Source organism: Paraburkholderia bryophila (assembly GCF_003269035.1).
Classification (GTDB): domain Bacteria; phylum Pseudomonadota; class Gammaproteobacteria; order Burkholderiales; family Burkholderiaceae; genus Paraburkholderia; species Paraburkholderia bryophila.
In genome coordinates, this window is the sequence record NZ_QLTK01000006.1 from 195,101 (window position 1) to 212,967 (window position 17,867).

Here is a 17,867-nt window from a genome sequence, read left to right on the forward strand (position 1 = left end):
TTATTTGAAGCCGGTCACCGCGTGCGGAACATATAGTTCTTCGAGCTGGCGGATTTCGTCGTCGCTCAGCTTCAACGACAGAGCGGCGACCGCATCGTCCAGATGATGCAGCTTGGTCGCGCCGACAATCGGCGCGGTGATCGGCTGCTTCTGCAATACCCACGCCAACGCCACCTGTGCGCGCGGCACACCGCGGTCGCCGGCAATCTTGCTGACCCGTTCGACGATCTTGCGATCCGCGTCTTCGGTCTGCGCGTACAGCGTCTGGCCGAATTCGTCGGTTTCGGAGCGTGCGCTTTCGGTATTCCAGTCGCGCGTCAGACGCCCGCGCGCGAGCGGACTCCACGGAATCACACCAATCCCTTCGTTTTCGCACAGCGGCAGCATTTCCCGCTCTTCCTCGCGATACAGCAGATTCACGTAGTTCTGCATCGTCACGAAGCGCGTCCAGCCATGGCTTTCCGCGACGTGCAACGCCTTGGCGAACTGCCACGCGTACATCGACGACGCGCCGATATAGCGGGCCTTACCGGCCTTCACGACATCGTGCAGCGCCTCCATGGTTTCTTCGATCGGCGTCTCGTAGTCCCAGCGATGGATCTGATACAGGTCGACGTAGTCCGTACCCAGGCGCCGCAAGCTTTTGTCGATCTCCGACATGATTGCCTTGCGCGACAGACCGGCGCCGTTCGGGCCGGCATGCATGCGGCTGTTGACCTTGGTGGCCAGCACGATCTCGTCGCGTTTGGCAAAGTCTTTCAGCGCGCGGCCGACGATCTCCTCGCTGGTGCCGTCCGAATAGACGTTCGCGGTATCGAAGAAATTGATGCCGTAGTCGAGCGCCTGCTTGATGAACGGGCGCGACGCTTCATCGTCGAGCGACCAGGGGTGGGTGCCGCGAGCGGGCACGCCGTAGCTCATGCAGCCAAGACAAAGACGCGATACATCGAGGCCGGTGCGGCCGAGTTTCACATAGTCCATCGTGATGCTCCAGGTACGAAGTGAGGTGCACAACGGCGGTGCACCTTTGAACGGGATTCATTCGGGGCATGCTGCGAACCATCGATTATAAGAACCCGGCGAAAAATGCGTATTGAGCCGATTCGCATGTGTTTTCGCGCCGCGGTCCCGTCGAGCTCGGAAATGATGCGCTGCGTAGTGGCAAATGATTTCCTCACACCTATACTTCTTCCGGCTTGAAAGCGGCACTCTTTCCCAACCTGCATCACCAGCAAAAAGGAAGAACTCGATGCTGACTCGCACACTCGGCGCTTTCTGCGCTATCACGCTCGCGGCCTGCGCGGCCTTTACGCCAGGCCCGGCCAGCGCTGACGACAACGGCGATTTCTCGCAAGCCGACGGCGGCTCGCACGGCCGCCCCGTCAAGGTCATGATCATTTCGATGTTTGGACCGGAAGGCCAGGTGTGGCTCGACCGGCTGGGGCCGTGGCGTGACATTACCGTCGACGGTTTGTCGCCCGATTACCCGACAGTCCATTGCAACCGGCAGGACGTGTGCGTGATGACCACGGGCATGGGGCACAGCAACGCCGCTGCATCGATCATGGCGCTCACGTTCTCGCCGCGCTTCGATTTGCGGCACACGTACTTCATGGTTGCTGGTATCGCGGGGATCGATCCGCAGCAGGGCACGGTGGGTTCGGCCGCGTGGGCGAAATATCTGGTGGACTTCGGGATTCAGTGGGAGATCGACGGGCGTGAAATTCCGTCGAACTGGAATACCGGCTACCTCGGCATCAATACGACGGGTCCCACGGCGAAACCGCCGCTCGACTATAAGACCGAAGTGTTTCAGTTGAATACGCAACTCGCCGATACGGCATTCGCGCTTTCGCGTAACGTCGCCTTGTCGGACGACGCGCAGGCTCAGGCCGCGCGGGCCAAGTATTCGTACGCGCCGGCTAATCGGCCGCCGTCGGTGGTTCAATGCGACACGCTCGCCGGCGATACGTGGTGGTCCGGTACGCTGATCGGGCAGCGCGCTCGCGACTGGACGAAGATTCTCACGGACGGAAAGGGGGTTTACTGCACCACGCAGCAGGAAGACAACGCCACGTACGAAGCGCTGAAACGCGCCGCCTCAGTGCATAAGGTCGATTTGAATCGTGTCGCCGTGCTGCGTGCGGGCTCCGATTTCGACCGCCCTTATGATGGACAGACAAGCGCCGACAACCTGCTCAATTACGCGTCGCAAGGCGGTTTCACGATTGCGATTGAGAACCTCTTCCGCTCAGGCAATCCGCTCGTGCAGGATATCGCCACGCATTGGGGCGAGTGGCGTGACGGCGTGCCCAAACGTTAGTTCTCTTCAGCCAATAAACCAGGCTGCGGAGGATCGACACCGCAGCCTGGCTCATCTGCTACCAACAACGCATTTACCGTTGCGGCGCGCGGTACGGTGTCCAAACGGGTGCGTCAGTATCCCAATGGTCGAGTTCAGAGAGTGTCATGTTGTGCTCCTTTGTGAAGAGTGCATGGTTGGCGCCGCTTGAGCGTTTCTTTTGGAAACCGAATCATTGCGGCTGCTTCACTTCCTTGCGTTACTGTTTTTCGGCTACGCGCGTGACGTCGCCGTCATGGCCTTCCTGCAGGGCGATACGCGCCGCTTGCGTTTGACCGATCAAGCCTTTGTTGGGATACGAGGTGCGATTCAGTGAGGCCAGCGAGCCGTCGCGATACGCGGCAACCAGTTCTGCCTGCACTTCCGCACGGGTTTTGCCGGTCGCGGCCACCGTTGCGGCCGGTTGCGTCTCATAACTACCGGCGCGGCCGATACCGCCGCTACTGCTCTGTGCGAACACCGGTGCGCTTGCAAGCAGCGAAAGAGCGAGACCTGCCAGGAGATTGCGTTTCATGATTCACCTCTGTCGATTCGTTTGCAGCGCAAGCAGCGCCGCGACAGGGTGAAATGTAGACTTCGGAGCAGTACGGATAAATCGCACTTTCGCGAAATGAATTGTCGCGATTCCGGAACAATCGTTGTGAAGCCCGCGCGAATGGCGGTAGATCGAGGCAACCGCGGCATTAGCGCCGCGGTTGAAATTCACTGTTCCAGAAACTGCACTTCAATTGCCGTTCAATTCCAGTTGCTCACGCAACCCATTCGGTGATCACGGGTGTGTCGAGTGTCGGTGCAGATTCGCGTTCTTCAAATGTGCGCTTCGTACATGTTGCATCCAGACTGCCGCGTCCACTCAACAATGGACAACGATCGAATAGCTCTGCAATCCAGTCTACGAAAACGCGGACTTTAGGCGACAGATGGCGACTGTGCGGATAGACTGCGGAAATTGGCATCGGCAAAGGCTTCAGTTCCGGCAACACTTCTACCAACTGACCCGACCGCAGATGCGGCAGCACCATGAAGAGCGCCGGCTGAATCAAACCGAAGCCTTCAAGTCCGCAAGTCACGTAAGCGTCCGCGTCGTTCACCGATACGATGCTCTTCATCTTCACTTCAATTTCTTTGCCATCAACCATGAAGGCCCAATCGAGAGTGCGCCCCGTGCGGCTCGAGAAGTAATTGACTGCTTTGTGATTGTCCAGATCGTCGAGCGAAGTCGGCATGCCGGCGTGCTCGATGTAATCCGGGGCTGCGCAGGTCACCCCCTCGAACAGGCCGATACGTCGCGCCACCAGCGAGGAATCCTGTAGCGCGCCCACTCGCACCACGCAATCCACGCCTTCCTGCAACAGGTCGACTGGCCGGTCCGTCAAACCCAGTTGCAGATCGATGTCCGGATAGCGTGTGTGGAATTCACACAGCGAAGGAATCACCAGCAGGCGGCCGATCGACCCCGGCATGTCGATGCGCAGCTTGCCGTGCGGCTTTTTATTGCCGCTCTGAAAACTGGCTTCGGTTTCTTCGACATCCGCAAGGATGCGCACGCAACGTTCGTAGTACGCCGCGCCGTCCGGCGTGAGCGACAGACGCCGCGTGGTCCGGTGCATCAGGCGTGTGCCGAGGAACGCTTCGAGATTCTGAATGATGGTAGTAACGGACGCGCGCGGCAGGTCGAGCGTTTCCGCTGCGCGGGTAAAGCTGTTTGTGTCGACGACGCGCGTGAACACTTGCATGGCCTGAAGCCGGTCCATTGCAAACCTCCGGAAGGGGCGGGCGCACCGGGCGGGAAAACGAATCCGCAGACAATCGCAGCTGATTGTTCAGGGGCGCCGAATTGTGTTGCCGGATTATAGGCATTTATTTACGAGTCTGCCGAACCCACAATTCGCACCATTGAAGTTCTATGCGCATTGCGCGGCTCGACATGGATGCATTTAAACCGCCGTACTCCTTCATGCCCACCGGCAGCAGCCTGGTAGAGGCGGACGGCACGGCACTCGACGTCACCGACGTGCGGATCGAAGGGCACGCTCAGGACATCACGTTGCGTTTGTACCGGCAGGGCAAGAAGACCGCACTACCGGTATTGCTTTACTTCCACGGCGGCGGCTTTACGAAGGGCTCGATCGAGCAGGCCGACTACGCCGCACGGTATTTCGCAGAACACTTACCGGCACTCGTCGTGTCGGTGGGTTATTCGTTGGCGCCGCAGTTTCCGTTTCCAGCGGCGCCGGAAGACGCGCATCGCGCGGCGCTGTGGGTGCAAACGCGAGCGCGCGCGTTCGGCGGGAATAGCAGGAAGGTTGGCGTAGCCGGCCACGATGCAGGCGGGCAATTGGCCAATTGCCTCGCTTTTATCGCGCGTGATCGGGGTGACGTGCAGATTGCCGCGCAGGCGCTGTTCGGGCCGATGCTCGATCCGAGCCTCACGCGGCTCGGCGACGAAAAGCGGCTCGGCTCCGATATCACGGCCAGGGAATGCGCGGCGTGTTATCGCGCCTATCTGCCGCAAGCGTCGCAACGCATGCATCCGTATGCCGCGCCGCTCGAATCGTGCCGTCTCGCAGGCCTGCCGGCCACGCTGATCGTGACGGCGCAAAACGACGTGCTGCACGTGGAAGCGGAGAAATACGCCAGCAGTCTGATCGACGCGGGAGTGCAGACCCAGGTGGTCCGCTATCCGAGCGTGTCGCATGCCGCACTGGCCGATCATCCCCCCGCGTTGCAGGAAGCGGTGCAATTTTTTCAGTGGCGCTTCGATGCACGCGCCCATCGATGAACAGAAATAAGCAGAAATCCATCAACGATACCGGGAGCTTTTCATGACTATTCTTCCTCTTTCCCGTCGCCGCGTGGCGATTGCAGCGCTTGCCGTCATCGTCGTGGCCGGGCTGGGCACGTTCGGCGCGATCCGCGTCGACGCAAGCTCGCCGGCCGCGCCGACCATCGTGCCGGAAGTCGACGTCGCCACCGTGGTGCAGAAGACGATTACCGACTGGCAGAGCTATTCGGGTCGCCTTGAGGCCGTCGAAAAAGTGGACGTGCGTTCGCAGGTGCCGGGCACGATCGTGTCCGTCAACTTCAAGGACGGCGCACTCGTGAAGAAGGGCGACACGCTGTTCGTGATCGACCCGCGCCCGTACGCGGCGGAAGTGGATCGCGCCGAAGCGCAACTCGCGGCCGCGCAGGCGCGCACGGGTTACACGCAAAGCGATTGGGAGCGTGCGCAACGCCTGATCGTCGACAACGCGATCGCCAAGCGCGACTACGACGACCGTCAGAACGCCGCGCGTGAAGCGAGCGCCAACCTGAAGGCCGCGCAAGCCGCGCTCGAAACCGCCCGTATCAATCTCGGCTACACGAAGATCGTGGCGCCGGTGGCGGGCCGCGTGTCGCGCGCGGAAATCACGGTAGGCAACGTGGTGGCGGCGGGTGCAAGCGCCGCACCGCTGACCACGCTGGTGTCGGTTTCACCGATCTACGCGTCGTTCGACGCGGACGAACAGACCTACCTGCAATACCTGAGCCGTGCGAAAGACGGCAGCAAGGTGCCGGTGGAACTCGGCCTTGCCGATGAAACCGGCTACTCGCGCAGCGGCACGATCGAATCGGTCGACAACCGTCTCGACACGTCGTCCGGCACGATCCGGGTGCGCGCGCGCTTCGATAACGAGGATGGTGCATTGATCCCGGGTCTGTACGCACGCGTGAAGGTGGGCGGCAGCGCGCCGCATGCGGCGCTGCTGATCGACGACGCCGCGGTCGGCACGGATCAGGACAAGAAGTTCGTGCTGGTGGTCGACCAGAATAATCACGTTGCGTATCGCGAGATTTCGGTGGGTTCCATGCAGGGCAATCTGCGCGTGGTCAAGGGCGGTTTGCAGGCGACCGATCGCATCGTCGTGAACGGTATTCAGCGTGTTCGCCCGGGCGACGCGGTGCGTGCCCATATGGTGCCCATGAACGCCGACCAGGATCCGAACAGCGCGCCGCTTGCCCAGACCCCCACGCAGGCACGCACCAAAGCGGACAAGAATTCGTGAGCCGAGTGCGCCGCGGTTGGAACTGAGCGGCGCATGCTCCAACGTTAAGAGCATCCCATGAACATATCCAAATTCTTCATCGATCGGCCGATCTTTGCCGGCGTGTTATCGGTATTGATCCTGCTGGCGGGCATTATTTCGCTCTTCAAGCTGCCGATCTCGGAGTACCCGGAAGTCGTGCCGCCGTCCGTGGTGGTGCACGCGCAGTATCCGGGCGCGAATCCGAAAGTGATCGCCGAGGCCGTCGCTTCGCCGCTCGAAGAGCAGATCAACGGCGTCGAGAACATGCTGTACATGCAGTCGCAAGCCAATAGCGACGGCAACCTCACGCTGACGGTGACCTTCAAGCTCGGCACCAATCCGGACCTCGCGACGCAACTGGTGCAGAACCGCGTCAATCAGGCGCTGCCGCGTCTGCCGGAAGACGTGCAACGGCTCGGCATCACCACGATCAAAAGCTCGCCCACGTTGACCATGGTGGTCCACCTGATCTCGCCGAACAACCGCTACGACATGACGTATCTGCGCAACTACGCGCTGCTGAACGTCAAGGATCGTCTGGCGCGGATTCAGGGGGTCGGCGAAGTGCAACTGTGGGGTTCGGGCGACTACGCCATGCGTGTATGGCTCGATCCGCAGAAAGTCGCACAACGCGGTTTGACGGCGACCGAAGTGGTCAACGCGATCCGTGAGCAGAACATTCAGGTGGCGGCCGGTGTGATCGGCGCATCGCCTTCCGTGCCGGGCACGCAACTGCAATTGTCGGTGAATGCGCGCGGCCGTTTGAAGTCCGAGGGCGAATTCGGCGACATCATCGTCAAGACGACGCCGGACGGCGGCGTGACCTATCTGCGTGACATTGCGCGGGTCGAACTCGCGGCCTCGGAATACGGCCTGCGTTCGCTGCTCGACAACAAGCCGGCGGTGGCGCTCGCGATCAACCAGGCGCCGGGTGCGAATTCGCTGGCGATTTCCGATCAGGTTCGCGCCGCCATGAAGGAACTGTCGGAAGACATGCCGGCGGGCGTCGAATACAAGATCGTCTATGACCCCACGCAGTTCGTGCGTTCGAGTATCGAAGCGGTGATCCATACGCTGCTCGAAGCGATCGCGCTGGTGGTGATCGTGGTGATCGTGTTCCTGCAAACGTGGCGCGCGTCGATCATTCCGTTGATCGCGGTGCCGGTGTCGATTGTCGGGACCTTCTCGCTGCTGCTCGCCTTCGGTTTCTCGATCAATGCGTTGTCACTGTTCGGCATGGTGCTGGCGATCGGGATCGTGGTGGACGATGCGATCGTGGTGGTGGAGAACGTCGAGCGGAACATTGAAAACGGGCTCAGTGCGCGCGATGCGACCTACAAGGCCATGCAGGAAGTGAGCGGGCCGATTATCGCGATCGCGCTGACGCTGGTCGCCGTGTTCGTGCCGCTCGCGTTCATGACGGGCCTGACGGGTCAGTTCTACAAGCAGTTCGCGATGACCATCGCGATCTCGACAGTGATCTCGGCGTTCAACTCGCTGACTTTGTCGCCGGCGCTGGCTGCGATGCTGTTGCGCAGTCACGGCGCCAAGGAAGACTTCCTGACGCGCGTGATGAATCGTCTGCTGGGCGGTTTTTTCAAGCGCTTCAACAAGGTCTTTCATCGCGGTTCCACGGCGTATGGCAAAGGCGTGACCGGCGTGCTGCGTCGTAAAGGCGCGATGCTCGCGGTGTACGCGATTCTGCTGGGCGGCACCGTGCTGATCTCGCATGTGGTGCCGGGCGGCTTCGTGCCGGCGCAGGACAAGGAATACCTGATCGCGTTCGCGCAGTTGCCCAACGGCGCGTCGCTGGACCGCACGGAAAAAGTGATTCGCGACATGAGCGCGATCGCACTGAAGCAGCCGGGCGTCGAAAGCGCCGTGGCGTTCCCGGGTTTGTCGGTTAACGGCTTCACGAATAGTTCGAGCGCGGGTATCGTGTTCGTCACGCTCAAGCCGTTCAAGGAGCGTGGCAACAAGGCGCTCTCGGCCGGTGCGATTGCCGGTGCGCTGAACCAGAAATACGGTGCGATCAAGGACTCGTTCGTCGCGGTGTTCCCGCCGCCGCCGGTGCTCGGTCTCGGCACGCTCGGCGGCTTCAAGATGCAGTTGGAGGATCACGGCGCGGTCGGTTACGCGGAATTGAACAAGGCCGCGGAAGCATTCGTGAAGAAAGCGGCGCAAACGCCTGAACTGGGCCCGACCTTCTCGAGCTATCAGATCAACGTGCCGCAATTGAACGTCGACCTGGATCGCGTGAAAGCCAAGCAACTCGGCGTGCCGGTCACGGACGTGTTCAACACGATGCAGATCTATCTGGGCTCGTTGTATGTGAACGACTTCAACAAGTTCGGCCGCGTGTACCAGGTGCGTGTGCAGGCCGACGCGCCGTTCCGTCAACGTGCCGACGACATTCTGCAGCTGAAGACGCGCAACGCGGCGGGCGATATGGTGCCGTTGTCGTCGCTGGTGACGGTCACGCCGACCTATGGTCCGGAAATGGTGGTGCGTTACAACGGCTATACGGCGGCCGACATCAACGGTGGGCCGGCGCCGGGCTTCTCGTCGGGCCAGGCGCAAGCCGCTGCCGAACGCGTCGCGGCGGAAACCCTGCCGCACGGTGTGAAGCTCGAATGGACCGACCTGACGTATCAGCAGATCCTTGCCGGCAATGCGGGCCTGTGGGTGTTCCCGATCAGCGTGCTGCTCGTGTTCCTCGTGCTGGCGGCACTGTATGAAAGCCTGACGTTGCCGCTCGCGGTGATCCTGATCGTGCCGATGAGCGTGTTGTCCGCGCTGACCGGCGTGTGGCTCACCGGTGGCGACAACAACATCTTCACGCAGATCGGTTTGATGGTGCTGGTGGGCCTGTCGGCGAAGAACGCGATTCTGATCGTCGAGTTCGCTCGCGAACTCGAACACGACGGGCATACCCCGCTGTCGGCCGCGATCGAGGCGAGCCGCTTGCGTCTGCGGCCGATTCTGATGACGTCGATCGCTTTCATCATGGGTGTGGTGCCGCTGGTGTTGTCGAGCGGAGCCGGTTCGGAGATGCGCCACGCGATGGGTATCGCGGTGTTCTTCGGCATGCTCGGCGTGACGCTGTTCGGTCTGATGCTGACCCCGGTGTTCTATGTGGTGCTGCGCACGCTGGCGGGCGGGACGATTCACGTCGCGCAGAAGGATTCGCCGCACTATGGCGCGCCGGCGACGGAAGCCTGAGGAGAAAACAATAATGAAACGCTATGAATCTTTGAGCGGTTGGGGCCGCGCGGCCGCCAGCGGTTTGCTGGTCGCGTTGCTCGCCGCCTGCTCGCTGGAACCGACCTACAAGCGGCCGGATATCGACACGCCCGCGGCCTTCAAGGAGGCGCCGGTGACGACGTCGACTTCGGGCGCGGCGGTGTCGCCGCAGCAAGCCGGCACGTGGAAAACGGCGCAACCCGCCGACGACGCGCATCGCGGCGAATGGTGGACGGTCTTCGGCGATCCGCAACTGAACGCGCTGGAAGAACAGGCGGCTGCCGCGAATCAGGACCTGAAAGCGGCGGCGGCGCGCGTGCAGCAGTCGCGTGCGGTGACGCAAGCGGCTAAGTCCGACTGGTTCCCGAAACTCGACGCGGGCTTCGGCCCGACGCGCGAGCGTGCGTCGGCGGCCTCGCAGTTCTTGCCGGATAGCGCGGGTGGTACGACCGGCACGATCTGGCGTGCGCAAACTACCGCGTCGTACGAGACGGATCTGTTTGGGCGTGTCGGCTCGAATGTGAACGCGTCGCGCGCGGACGAGCAGCAAAGCGAAGCGCTGTTCCGCTCGGTGCAGTTGTCTTTGCAAGCGGATGTGGCGCAGAACTACTTCCAGTTGCGTGAGCTCGACTCGGATCAGGATCTGTATCGGCGTACCGTGGCGTTGCGCGAAGATACGCTGAAGCTGGTCGAGCGGCGTTTCAAGGAAGGCGACATCGGCGAGCTGGATGTGTCGCGTTCCCGCAATGAACTCGCCAGCGCGCGTGCCGACGCGGTCGGCGTGGCGCGCCAGCGTGCCGCGTCCGAGCACAGTCTCGCGATTCTGCTCGGCAAGCCGCCGGCGGAATTCTCGTTCGCGGAAGCCCCGCTCACACCGGTCACAGTGCGTGTGCCGGCGGGTTTGCCGTCGGCGCTACTCGAACGCCGGCCGGATATTTCGGCTGCGGAACGGGCGATGCAGGCTGCCAATGCGCGTGTGGGGCTGGCGAAATCGGCGTTCTTCCCGAAACTCGATATCACCGGCGCGTTCGGATTCGAGTCGGCTACGCTGGGCGATCTGTTCTTGTGGTCGAGCCGCGCGTTCGTGCTCGGGCCGCTCGCCGGTGGCGCGTTGACGTTGCCGTTGTTCGATGGCGGACGGCGTAAGGCGGATCTCGCGCAAGCGCGTTCGAAGTACGACGAAGACGTCGCGCAGTATCGTCAGCAGGTGCTGGTGGCGTTCCGCGAGGTGGAGGACAACCTGGCCGATCTGCGTTTGCTCGACGATCAGATGCGCGAGCAGAACAATGCGGTCGAAGCGTCGCAACGCGCGGCCCATTTGTCGCGCACGCAGTACACGGAGGGCGCGGTCAGCTATCTGGATGTGATCGACGGCGAGCGGCAGGTGCTGACTTCGCAATTGCAGGCGAGCCATTTGCAAGGCACGCAGGCGGTGGCGACGGTGAACCTGATTCGCGCGCTGGGCGGCGGCTGGGGTGATGTGACGGCGCCGGATGCGGCGGTTGGGGCGGTGGCGCCGGCTTCGGAGGCGACTGCGGTTTCGGCTACGTCCGGCGCTGCGGTGGCTGTGCAGCAGGTGGCGAAGCAGTAGCCTTCCATTCAGAGTATTTAAGGGTGGCGAAAGCCGGGTCGTGCGGGAGCGCGGCCCGGTTTTTTTCATGGGTCAAACAGGTGGACGGTTCACAAAAATGCGTTTCGAATAATTCGTTTGTTTCTTTTATTGCGTTTGAGTGGCTTGTTGGCCTGTACTTGAACCTAATTTGGAGCCAACCATGACTACCGCCACACCCGACCGTATCGTGCTGTCGGACGACGACGCCACCGTGTTATCCGCCGCGAGCCGCCTGATGGGCGCGGCGCTCGACCATTCGCGCGCCCACAGCGTCGCGCTGGTGGAAGAGGGCACGGACGGCGACATTGCCCGCATCGAAGTACCGCCCGCCACATTGCGCGTGCTGTCTCGGGTATTGGCCATGATGGCGAGCCAGCAGGTGTTTCTTCTCTATCCCGCTGACACCGAACTGACCACCAAGCAGGCGGCGGACTTACTCGGTGTTTCGCGGCCGTTTCTGATCGCTCGTCTGGAAGCCGGTGATCTACCCTTCCGCAAGGTAGGTCGGCATCGCCGTATGCGCATGGACGACGTGGTGGCCGATAGCGAATCGATCGACGGATACGATCTTTGATGCTGTCGTTCGGTCGCTTCACTGTCGTGCTGGACGCGTGTGCGCTGTTTCCAATGGTGGTGCGAGATGTCTTGCTGACCTTCGCGGATCACGAGTTCTACGCGCCACGATGGTCGCCACGCATTCACGACGAATGGACGCGTAATCTGGCCGCGCGTTTCGCAGACAAAAGCGCGGCCAACGACGCCATGCCGAAGATCACCGGAATTCGCAACGCAATGGCAAGCGCCGGCCGCCATGGTCGGTAAGCGAATTGCTGGACCGGCCCAAATCTTTTTTCCCGCTTTCCTTCCAAAAATCCGTTCGTAGACCGCTGGTTTTCCGCCCTCTATGATGATTCGCACCTCATCTGGAGAGAGGCGATGACCTGTCCGACCTTCCGCTGTCCGCGCTGAGCGATTCGCGCGTCCTGTCGCTGTCACGACGCGCCGGCTAAGCCGCCCGTTGCCGTTTCCCGTTGCCCGATGCCGTACGGCTTACCCGAACTCGACTCGGTCGGGCCGTTGAATCCGCTCGCCTCGAAACGCACCACGTCTAACTCTACGAGCTCACCATGCGTATTCCCTTGCCCAAAGTACGGCGTTTTCTCAACGCACCGACGCTCGCGCTGATCGGCGCGATCACGTTCAGTTTCACGCTTGCCTTATCGGCCACGCACGCGCAGGCGGCCGATTCGCCCACGCTGAAAATCGGCACTGCCACCAGCCCGCAAATCGAGGCGCTCAAAGTCGCCGCACGCGAGGCAAAAGAACAAGGTCTCGACGTCAAGATCATCGAGTTCACCGACTGGAATACACCGAACGCGGCGCTCGCCAATAAAGACATCGACGTCAATTACTTCCAGCACATTCCGTTTCTCGAGAACGCGAAGAAGCAGGGCGGCTACAACTTCGTCGCGATCGCGCCGGGTACGATCATGAAGATCGGCCTCTATTCGAAGAAGATCAAACGCTTCGACGAATTGAAGAACGGCGCGACGGTGGCGATTGCGAACGATCCGGTCAACGGCGGCCGCGGTCTGTTGCTGCTGCAACGCGCCGGACTGATCAAGTTGACGCCGGGCATCGACTATCGCGCGACCACGCTCGACATTATCGACAACCCCAAGCATCTGAAGATCGTCCAGCTCGAAGCCTCGCAACTGGCGCGCTCGCTCGACGACGTCGATCTCGCCCAAGGCTACCCAAGCTTCATCAAGCTCGCGGGCACCACCGACCCGAACAGTGCATTGCTGTTCGACGGACTGGAAAACAAGAACTACGCGATCCAATGGGTCGTGCGGCCGGATAGCGTCGACGATCCGCGTATCCGCAAGTTCATCGCCATCTATCAGCATTCGCCCGCCGTGCGCGCCGCGCTCGACAAAGCCTTCGGCAACCTCTACGCCGTGGCGTGGTAGCCGCGTCGTGTAGCCGAGAGCCATAGATAAGGAGTCGCACGATGGCGAAGAAAAAGATCCTGCTGAACGCGTTCAATATGAACGCGGTCGGCCATATCAATCATGGTTTGTGGACCCATCCGCGTGACCGGTCGGCCCACTACACCGACCTCGACTACTGGACGAACCTTGCGCAGACGCTGGAGCGCGGCAAGTTCGACGGGATCTTTCTCGCGGATATCGTCGGCGTATACGACGTTTATCAAGGTGGACCGCAAACGCCGTTGCGCGAGTCGGTGCAGATTCCGATCAACGACCCCGCGCTGATCGTGCCCGCCATGGCGCACGTCACGAAGCACATCGGTTTCGGCGTCACGTCGAACCTGACTTACGAGCCGCCGTATCTGTTCGCGCGCCGCATGTCGACGCTCGATCACCTGACCAAGGGACGGGTGGGCTGGAACATCGTCACCGGCTATCTGGACAGCGCGGCGCGCGGCATGGGACTCGCGCAGCAGATCAGTCACGACGATCGCTACGACCGCGCCGACGATTACATGGAGGTGGTCTACAAGCTGTGGGAGCAAAGCTGGGAAGACGATGCCGTGGTGCGCGACCGCGCGGCGCGCATCTTCTCGCACCCGGACAAGGTGCACCGCGTGAAGCACGACGGGCCGTACTATTCGATCGACGCGATTCATCTCAGCGAACCTTCGCCGCAACGCACGCCGGTGTTGTACCAGGCGGGTTCGTCGAGCCGCGGTGTCGATTTCGCCGCACGTCACGCGGAATGCGTGTTTGTCGGCGGACAGAACAAGCAGTTGACGCGCTCCATTGTCGACGACATTCGCGCGCGAGCGGTGAGCTTTGGACGCGCGCCGGACGATATCAAGATCTTCGCGGGCATTACCGTGGTAGTTGGCGAAACCGAGCGCGCGGCGCAGGAGAAATTCGAGGAATATCGGCGCTATGCCAGCGCGGAAGGCGGCATCGCGCATTTCTCCAGTTCGACCGGTATCGACTTCTCGCAATACGAGCTGGACGAACCGATTTCGTATGTGAAGACCGAGTCGATGCAGTCGGCTGTTGAAGCGATCTCGAAGAAGAGCGTGAGCGGTGTGTGGACCAAGCGCAAGGTGCTGGAACAGATGACGCTCGGTGGTCGCGCGAAGCCGGTCGTCGGCTCGCCGCAGCAGATCGCCGACGAGCTGGTGTCGTGGATCGACGAGGCCGGAGTGGACGGTTTCAATCTGACGCGCACCGTCATGCCTGAATCGTTCGAAGACTTCGTGGATCTGGTGGTGCCCGAGTTGCAGAATCGTGGCGTCTATAAGGAAGACTACGATCCGGCGCCGACGCTGCGGGAGAAGCTGTTCGGCGGCGGTCGTGCGCGACTGCCGGCGGTGCATGCCGGTGCGCGGCATCGGCGGTCTGCGCAAGAGGGTCTGCAAACCAGCTCGCAAACCGGTTCGCAAGTCGGTGAGCAAGCTGACCGGCCCACCACGGTGCAAGCCTGACAGGAGCATTGCCATGGCTCATCTTTTCGGCGCCCCGCAGTTCATCGAAGACTCGCCGTCTGTCACCTCGAATCGCGATGCCCCTCAGACGCCCGAACACACCGCCGTGGTATTCGACAGCGTGAGCAAGCAGTTCACGGACGCGCGCGGCGTGTCGACTACGGCGCTTGCCAACGTCACGCTGAAGGTTGCACGCGGCGAGGTGTTCGGTATTATCGGCCGCAGCGGTGCGGGCAAGTCGACGCTGCTGCGGCTGGTCAATGGTCTGGAAAAACAGGGGTCCGGCGCGGTACGCGTGAACGGCGTGAGCGTCGGCGATCTCGACGAGCGCGAGCTCGTGGCATTGCGCCGACGCATCGGCATGGTATTTCAGCACTTCAATCTGCTCTCCGCGAAAACAGTGCGCGAAAACATTGCATTGCCGCTGAAAATCGCGGGTGTGCCGAAAGCCGAAATCGATAGGAAAGTGGCTGCGCTACTCGAACTGGTCGGCTTGTCCGGTAAACGCGACGCTTATCCGGTGAGCTTGTCCGGTGGTCAGAAACAGCGCGTCGGTATCGCGCGAGCGCTGGTCACGGACCCGGACATTCTGCTGTGCGACGAAGCGACTTCCGCTCTCGATCCCGAAACGACCCAGGCCATTCTCGCGTTACTGCGCGATATCAACCGGCGGCTCAATTTGACCATCGTGCTGATCACGCACGAAATGCAGGTGATTCGCGAAGTCTGCGATACGGTCGCCGTGATCGAACGGGGCGCCGTGGTGGAAACCGGTCCGGTGTGGCGTGTGTTCGGCGATCCGCAACACGACGCGACGCGCGCGTTGCTGCGCACGCTGGTGCACGATTTGCCCGCGGATCTGGCGGAGCGGGTCAAGCCGTTGCACGATCTGGCGCAGACCGAAGCGCGGATTCTGCTTGACGTGCGCTTCACGGGCACCGACGCGCACGAGCCGGATATCGGCGGCCTCACCTCGGCGCTAGGCAGCGAGGGCGGTAGCGTCAGTTTCGTGCATGGCGGCATAGACCGGATTCAGGGACATGCGCAGGGGCGTCTGGTGGTGTCGGCGCACGTGCGGGAACGCGCGGACAGTACCGTGCAGAAGCAGATCGCGACGCTGCTCGAACGCGCGCGCCGCCATGCGAACCATGTCGAGGTACTCGGCTATGTCTGATCTGTGGCTCTCTGAATTGGCCGACGCGATTCGCGACACCATCGTCATGGTGGGCGTGTCCGCGTTCTTCGCGGCATTGATCGGCATACCGTTGGCGCTGCTGCTGGTCACCACGACACGCGGCGGTATCTGCGAGAAGCGCGCGGTGAACGGCGCGCTCGGCGCGCTCGTCAACGCGTTCCGCTCCACGCCGTTCATCATTCTGCTGGTCGCGCTGCTGCCGTTGACGCGTTTGCTGATCGGCACCACGATCGGCGTATGGGCGGCGATCGTGCCGCTCAGCATCGCGGCGATCCCGTTTTTCGCGCGCGTCGCGGAAGTGAGCCTGCGTGAAGTGGACCGCGGCTTGATCGAGGCCGCGCAAGCCATGGGCGCGCAGCGCCGGCATATCATCTGGCATGTGCTGTTGCCCGAGGCGCTGCCCGGCATTCTCGGCGGCTTCACCATTACCGTGGTGGCCATGATCGGCTCGTCGGCGATGGCGGGCGCGGTCGGCGCCGGCGGCCTCGGCGATCTGGCGATCCGCTACGGCTACCAGCGTTTCGACACGACGGTGATGGTGACGGTGATCGTCTTGCTGATCGCGATCGTGACCGCGGTGCAATTCGCCGGCGACCGGCTCGTTAGACGCTTCGCGCAGCGCGCGTGATCGCAGGCCGCGCAACTTTTTCTAAACGGACTCAGCATGAATGATCCTCGCCCTACCGCGGCGCTGCACACACGCGACGCATCTGCCACACCCGTGGCGAGCGACCTCGCCGGTTTGCTCGACGCGTTGCGCGCGAGCGCGGCGCAGCGCGATCGCGACGGCGGCCACGCCGCGCAGGAAAAGCAATGGATCGCCGACGCCGGGCTGCTCACGCTTGCGGTGCCGCGTGAATTCGGCGGCGCGGGCGCGCGCTGGCCCGACATCTACGAAACGATCCGGCGGATCGCACGCGTCGACAGCGCGCTTGCGCATTTGCTGGGCTTTACCTGCCTGCAGGTGGTGAGCGTCAACGTCTGGGGCAATCCGGCACAACGTGCCCACTATTTGCGCGGCTCTGTCGAACAAGGCTGGTGGTGGGGCAACGCGGTCAATCCGCTCGATACCCGGTTGGTTGCGGGCGCAACCACCGACGGCGGTTACCTTCTCGACGGACAGAAAGGCTTTTGCTCCGGCACACGCGGCTCGCAGATGATGACGGTTTCCGCGCACGACCCCGTCACCGGCAAACCGGTGTTCGCCGTCGTGCCGACCGCGCGCGAGGGCATCACCGTGCATGAAGACTGGGACCCGATCGGCCAGCGGCAGACCGACAGCGGCAGCGTTTCGTTCGCGCGGGTCGTGGTCGAGCCGCACGAAGTGTTGCAGCGAGCCGACACCCCGTACGCGAATTTGCGCACGCTGATCTCGCAGCAGGTGCTGACCAATCTGTTTGTAGGCATTGCGCAAGGTGCGCTCGAGGAAGCACGCACGTACGTGACCCAGCATGGCCGGCCGTGGATCACCTCCGGCGTCGACAAAGCCACCGACGATCCCTACCTGATTCAGCGTTTCGGCGAGATGCGTCTGCAGACGGTAAGCGCCGAAGCGCTCGCTACACGCGCCGCGTTCGCACTCGACGATGCCTGGCAGCAAGGCACATCGCTCACGGCGGAAACGCGCGCGCACGTCGCGCTCGCGACGTCGGAGGCGAAGATCGTTGCGCACCGCGCGGCGCTCGACGTCAGCGAAAAACTGTTCGACGCCTGTGGCGCGCGTGCCACGCATGGACCGCTCGCCCTCGATCGTTTCTGGCGCAACGCGCGAGTCCACACGTTGCACGATCCGCTCGACTACCGGATTCGCGACGTCGGCCGCTACGCGCTGAGTGGGACATTGCCGGAGGTTTCTTTGTACACTTGAGGCGGCTCGCGGCGCCCGATACGAGACGCCGCGCTTTATCCTCCTCGAGAGA

At 62.2% G+C, this 17,867-nt stretch carries 15 protein-coding genes; 12 read left to right on the forward strand and 3 right to left on the reverse strand.

Features of this window, described 5'->3' with window-relative positions; translation table 11 throughout:
* On the reverse strand, nucleotides 1-981 hold the full coding sequence (locus tag BX591_RS12880; protein ID WP_111931810.1) for an aldo/keto reductase: 981 nt from the start codon (nucleotides 979-981) through the stop codon (nucleotides 1-3).
* 268 nt (nucleotides 982-1,249) lie between these two features.
* Here BX591_RS12880 and BX591_RS12885 point away from each other — a divergent pair, with 268 nt between their 5' ends.
* Nucleotides 1,250-2,323, forward strand: coding sequence for a purine-nucleoside phosphorylase (locus BX591_RS12885; RefSeq protein WP_111931811.1), 1,074 nt, complete (start codon nucleotides 1,250-1,252; stop codon nucleotides 2,321-2,323).
* A 238-nt stretch (nucleotides 2,324-2,561) separates the two neighbouring features.
* Here BX591_RS12885 and BX591_RS12890 read toward each other — a convergent pair whose 3' ends face one another.
* Nucleotides 2,562-2,876, reverse strand: coding sequence for a DUF4148 domain-containing protein (locus tag BX591_RS12890; protein WP_111931812.1), 315 nt, complete (start codon nucleotides 2,874-2,876; stop codon nucleotides 2,562-2,564).
* Nucleotides 2,877-3,111: 235 nt separating this feature from the next.
* Complete coding sequence (locus tag BX591_RS12895) at nucleotides 3,112-4,116, reverse strand: LysR family transcriptional regulator (RefSeq protein WP_111931813.1); 1,005 nt, start codon at nucleotides 4,114-4,116, stop codon at nucleotides 3,112-3,114.
* 173 nt (nucleotides 4,117-4,289) lie between these two features.
* Between BX591_RS12895 and BX591_RS12900 the strand changes: the two genes are divergently transcribed.
* The 11 genes from BX591_RS12900 to BX591_RS12950 all read left to right on the forward strand — a co-directional run bounded on the left by BX591_RS12900 (nucleotide 4,290) and on the right by BX591_RS12950 (nucleotide 17,815).
* Nucleotides 4,290-5,144 (forward strand): alpha/beta hydrolase, encoded by an 855-nt coding sequence (locus BX591_RS12900; RefSeq protein WP_111931962.1) that lies wholly within the window; start codon nucleotides 4,290-4,292, stop codon nucleotides 5,142-5,144.
* A gap of 43 nt (nucleotides 5,145-5,187) precedes the next feature.
* Nucleotides 5,188-6,408 (forward strand): efflux RND transporter periplasmic adaptor subunit, encoded by a 1,221-nt coding sequence (locus BX591_RS12905; protein WP_111931814.1) that lies wholly within the window; start codon nucleotides 5,188-5,190, stop codon nucleotides 6,406-6,408.
* 57 nt (nucleotides 6,409-6,465) lie between these two features.
* Nucleotides 6,466-9,651, forward strand: coding sequence for an efflux RND transporter permease subunit (locus tag BX591_RS12910; protein ID WP_111931815.1), 3,186 nt, complete (start codon nucleotides 6,466-6,468; stop codon nucleotides 9,649-9,651).
* A 13-nt stretch (nucleotides 9,652-9,664) separates the two neighbouring features.
* Nucleotides 9,665-11,263 (forward strand): efflux transporter outer membrane subunit, encoded by a 1,599-nt coding sequence (locus BX591_RS12915; protein WP_111931816.1) that lies wholly within the window; start codon nucleotides 9,665-9,667, stop codon nucleotides 11,261-11,263.
* 181 nt (nucleotides 11,264-11,444) lie between these two features.
* Nucleotides 11,445-11,858: a helix-turn-helix domain-containing protein gene (locus tag BX591_RS12920; protein WP_111931817.1), complete on the forward strand. Its 414-nt coding sequence runs from the start codon at nucleotides 11,445-11,447 to the stop codon at nucleotides 11,856-11,858.
* A complete protein-coding gene (locus BX591_RS12925; RefSeq protein WP_111931818.1) occupies nucleotides 11,858-12,106 on the forward strand; it encodes a hypothetical protein in 249 nt (82 codons plus the stop codon). The genes BX591_RS12920 and BX591_RS12925 overlap by 1 nt, the downstream gene beginning before the upstream one ends.
* A 305-nt stretch (nucleotides 12,107-12,411) precedes the next feature.
* A complete protein-coding gene (locus BX591_RS12930) occupies nucleotides 12,412-13,257 on the forward strand; it encodes a MetQ/NlpA family ABC transporter substrate-binding protein (protein ID WP_111931819.1) in 846 nt (281 codons plus the stop codon).
* 41 nt (nucleotides 13,258-13,298) lie between these two features.
* On the forward strand, nucleotides 13,299-14,753 hold the full coding sequence (locus BX591_RS12935; RefSeq protein WP_244146994.1) for an LLM class flavin-dependent oxidoreductase: 1,455 nt from the start codon (nucleotides 13,299-13,301) through the stop codon (nucleotides 14,751-14,753).
* A gap of 13 nt (nucleotides 14,754-14,766) precedes the next feature.
* Nucleotides 14,767-15,927: a methionine ABC transporter ATP-binding protein gene (locus tag BX591_RS12940; RefSeq protein ID WP_111931820.1), complete on the forward strand. Its 1,161-nt coding sequence runs from the start codon at nucleotides 14,767-14,769 to the stop codon at nucleotides 15,925-15,927.
* Nucleotides 15,920-16,576: a methionine ABC transporter permease gene (locus BX591_RS12945; protein ID WP_111931821.1), complete on the forward strand. Its 657-nt coding sequence runs from the start codon at nucleotides 15,920-15,922 to the stop codon at nucleotides 16,574-16,576. The genes BX591_RS12940 and BX591_RS12945 overlap by 8 nt, the downstream gene beginning before the upstream one ends.
* Nucleotides 16,577-16,612: 36 nt before the next feature.
* Nucleotides 16,613-17,815, forward strand: a complete 1,203-nt coding sequence (locus BX591_RS12950; protein ID WP_111931822.1) for an acyl-CoA dehydrogenase family protein — start codon at nucleotides 16,613-16,615, stop codon at nucleotides 17,813-17,815.
* The last annotated feature ends 52 nt before the right edge of the window (nucleotides 17,816-17,867 follow it).

What these genes read in the sequence shown, in the direction of transcription:
- BX591_RS12945 (WP_111931821.1), top strand. Translation starts at nt 15,920, where the DNA reads ATGTCTGATCTGTGGCTCTCTGAATTGGCCGACGCGATTCGCGACACC.
- BX591_RS12900 (WP_111931962.1), top strand. Translation starts at nt 4,290, where the DNA reads ATGGATGCATTTAAACCGCCGTACTCCTTCATGCCCACCGGCAGCAGC.
- BX591_RS12920 (WP_111931817.1), top strand. Translation starts at nt 11,445, where the DNA reads ATGACTACCGCCACACCCGACCGTATCGTGCTGTCGGACGACGACGCC.
- BX591_RS12940 (WP_111931820.1), top strand. Translation starts at nt 14,767, where the DNA reads ATGGCTCATCTTTTCGGCGCCCCGCAGTTCATCGAAGACTCGCCGTCT.
- BX591_RS12925 (WP_111931818.1), top strand. Translation starts at nt 11,858, where the DNA reads ATGCTGTCGTTCGGTCGCTTCACTGTCGTGCTGGACGCGTGTGCGCTG.
- BX591_RS12930 (WP_111931819.1), top strand. Translation starts at nt 12,412, where the DNA reads ATGCGTATTCCCTTGCCCAAAGTACGGCGTTTTCTCAACGCACCGACG.
- BX591_RS12905 (WP_111931814.1), top strand. Translation starts at nt 5,188, where the DNA reads ATGACTATTCTTCCTCTTTCCCGTCGCCGCGTGGCGATTGCAGCGCTT.
- BX591_RS12895 (WP_111931813.1), bottom strand. Translation starts at nt 4,116, where the DNA reads ATGGACCGGCTTCAGGCCATGCAAGTGTTCACGCGCGTCGTCGACACA.
- BX591_RS12890 (WP_111931812.1), bottom strand. Translation starts at nt 2,876, where the DNA reads ATGAAACGCAATCTCCTGGCAGGTCTCGCTCTTTCGCTGCTTGCAAGC.
- BX591_RS12950 (WP_111931822.1), top strand. Translation starts at nt 16,613, where the DNA reads ATGAATGATCCTCGCCCTACCGCGGCGCTGCACACACGCGACGCATCT.
- BX591_RS12885 (WP_111931811.1), top strand. Translation starts at nt 1,250, where the DNA reads ATGCTGACTCGCACACTCGGCGCTTTCTGCGCTATCACGCTCGCGGCC.
- BX591_RS12935 (WP_244146994.1), top strand. Translation starts at nt 13,299, where the DNA reads ATGGCGAAGAAAAAGATCCTGCTGAACGCGTTCAATATGAACGCGGTC.
- BX591_RS12910 (WP_111931815.1), top strand. Translation starts at nt 6,466, where the DNA reads ATGAACATATCCAAATTCTTCATCGATCGGCCGATCTTTGCCGGCGTG.
- BX591_RS12880 (WP_111931810.1), bottom strand. Translation starts at nt 981, where the DNA reads ATGGACTATGTGAAACTCGGCCGCACCGGCCTCGATGTATCGCGTCTT.
- BX591_RS12915 (WP_111931816.1), top strand. Translation starts at nt 9,665, where the DNA reads ATGAAACGCTATGAATCTTTGAGCGGTTGGGGCCGCGCGGCCGCCAGC.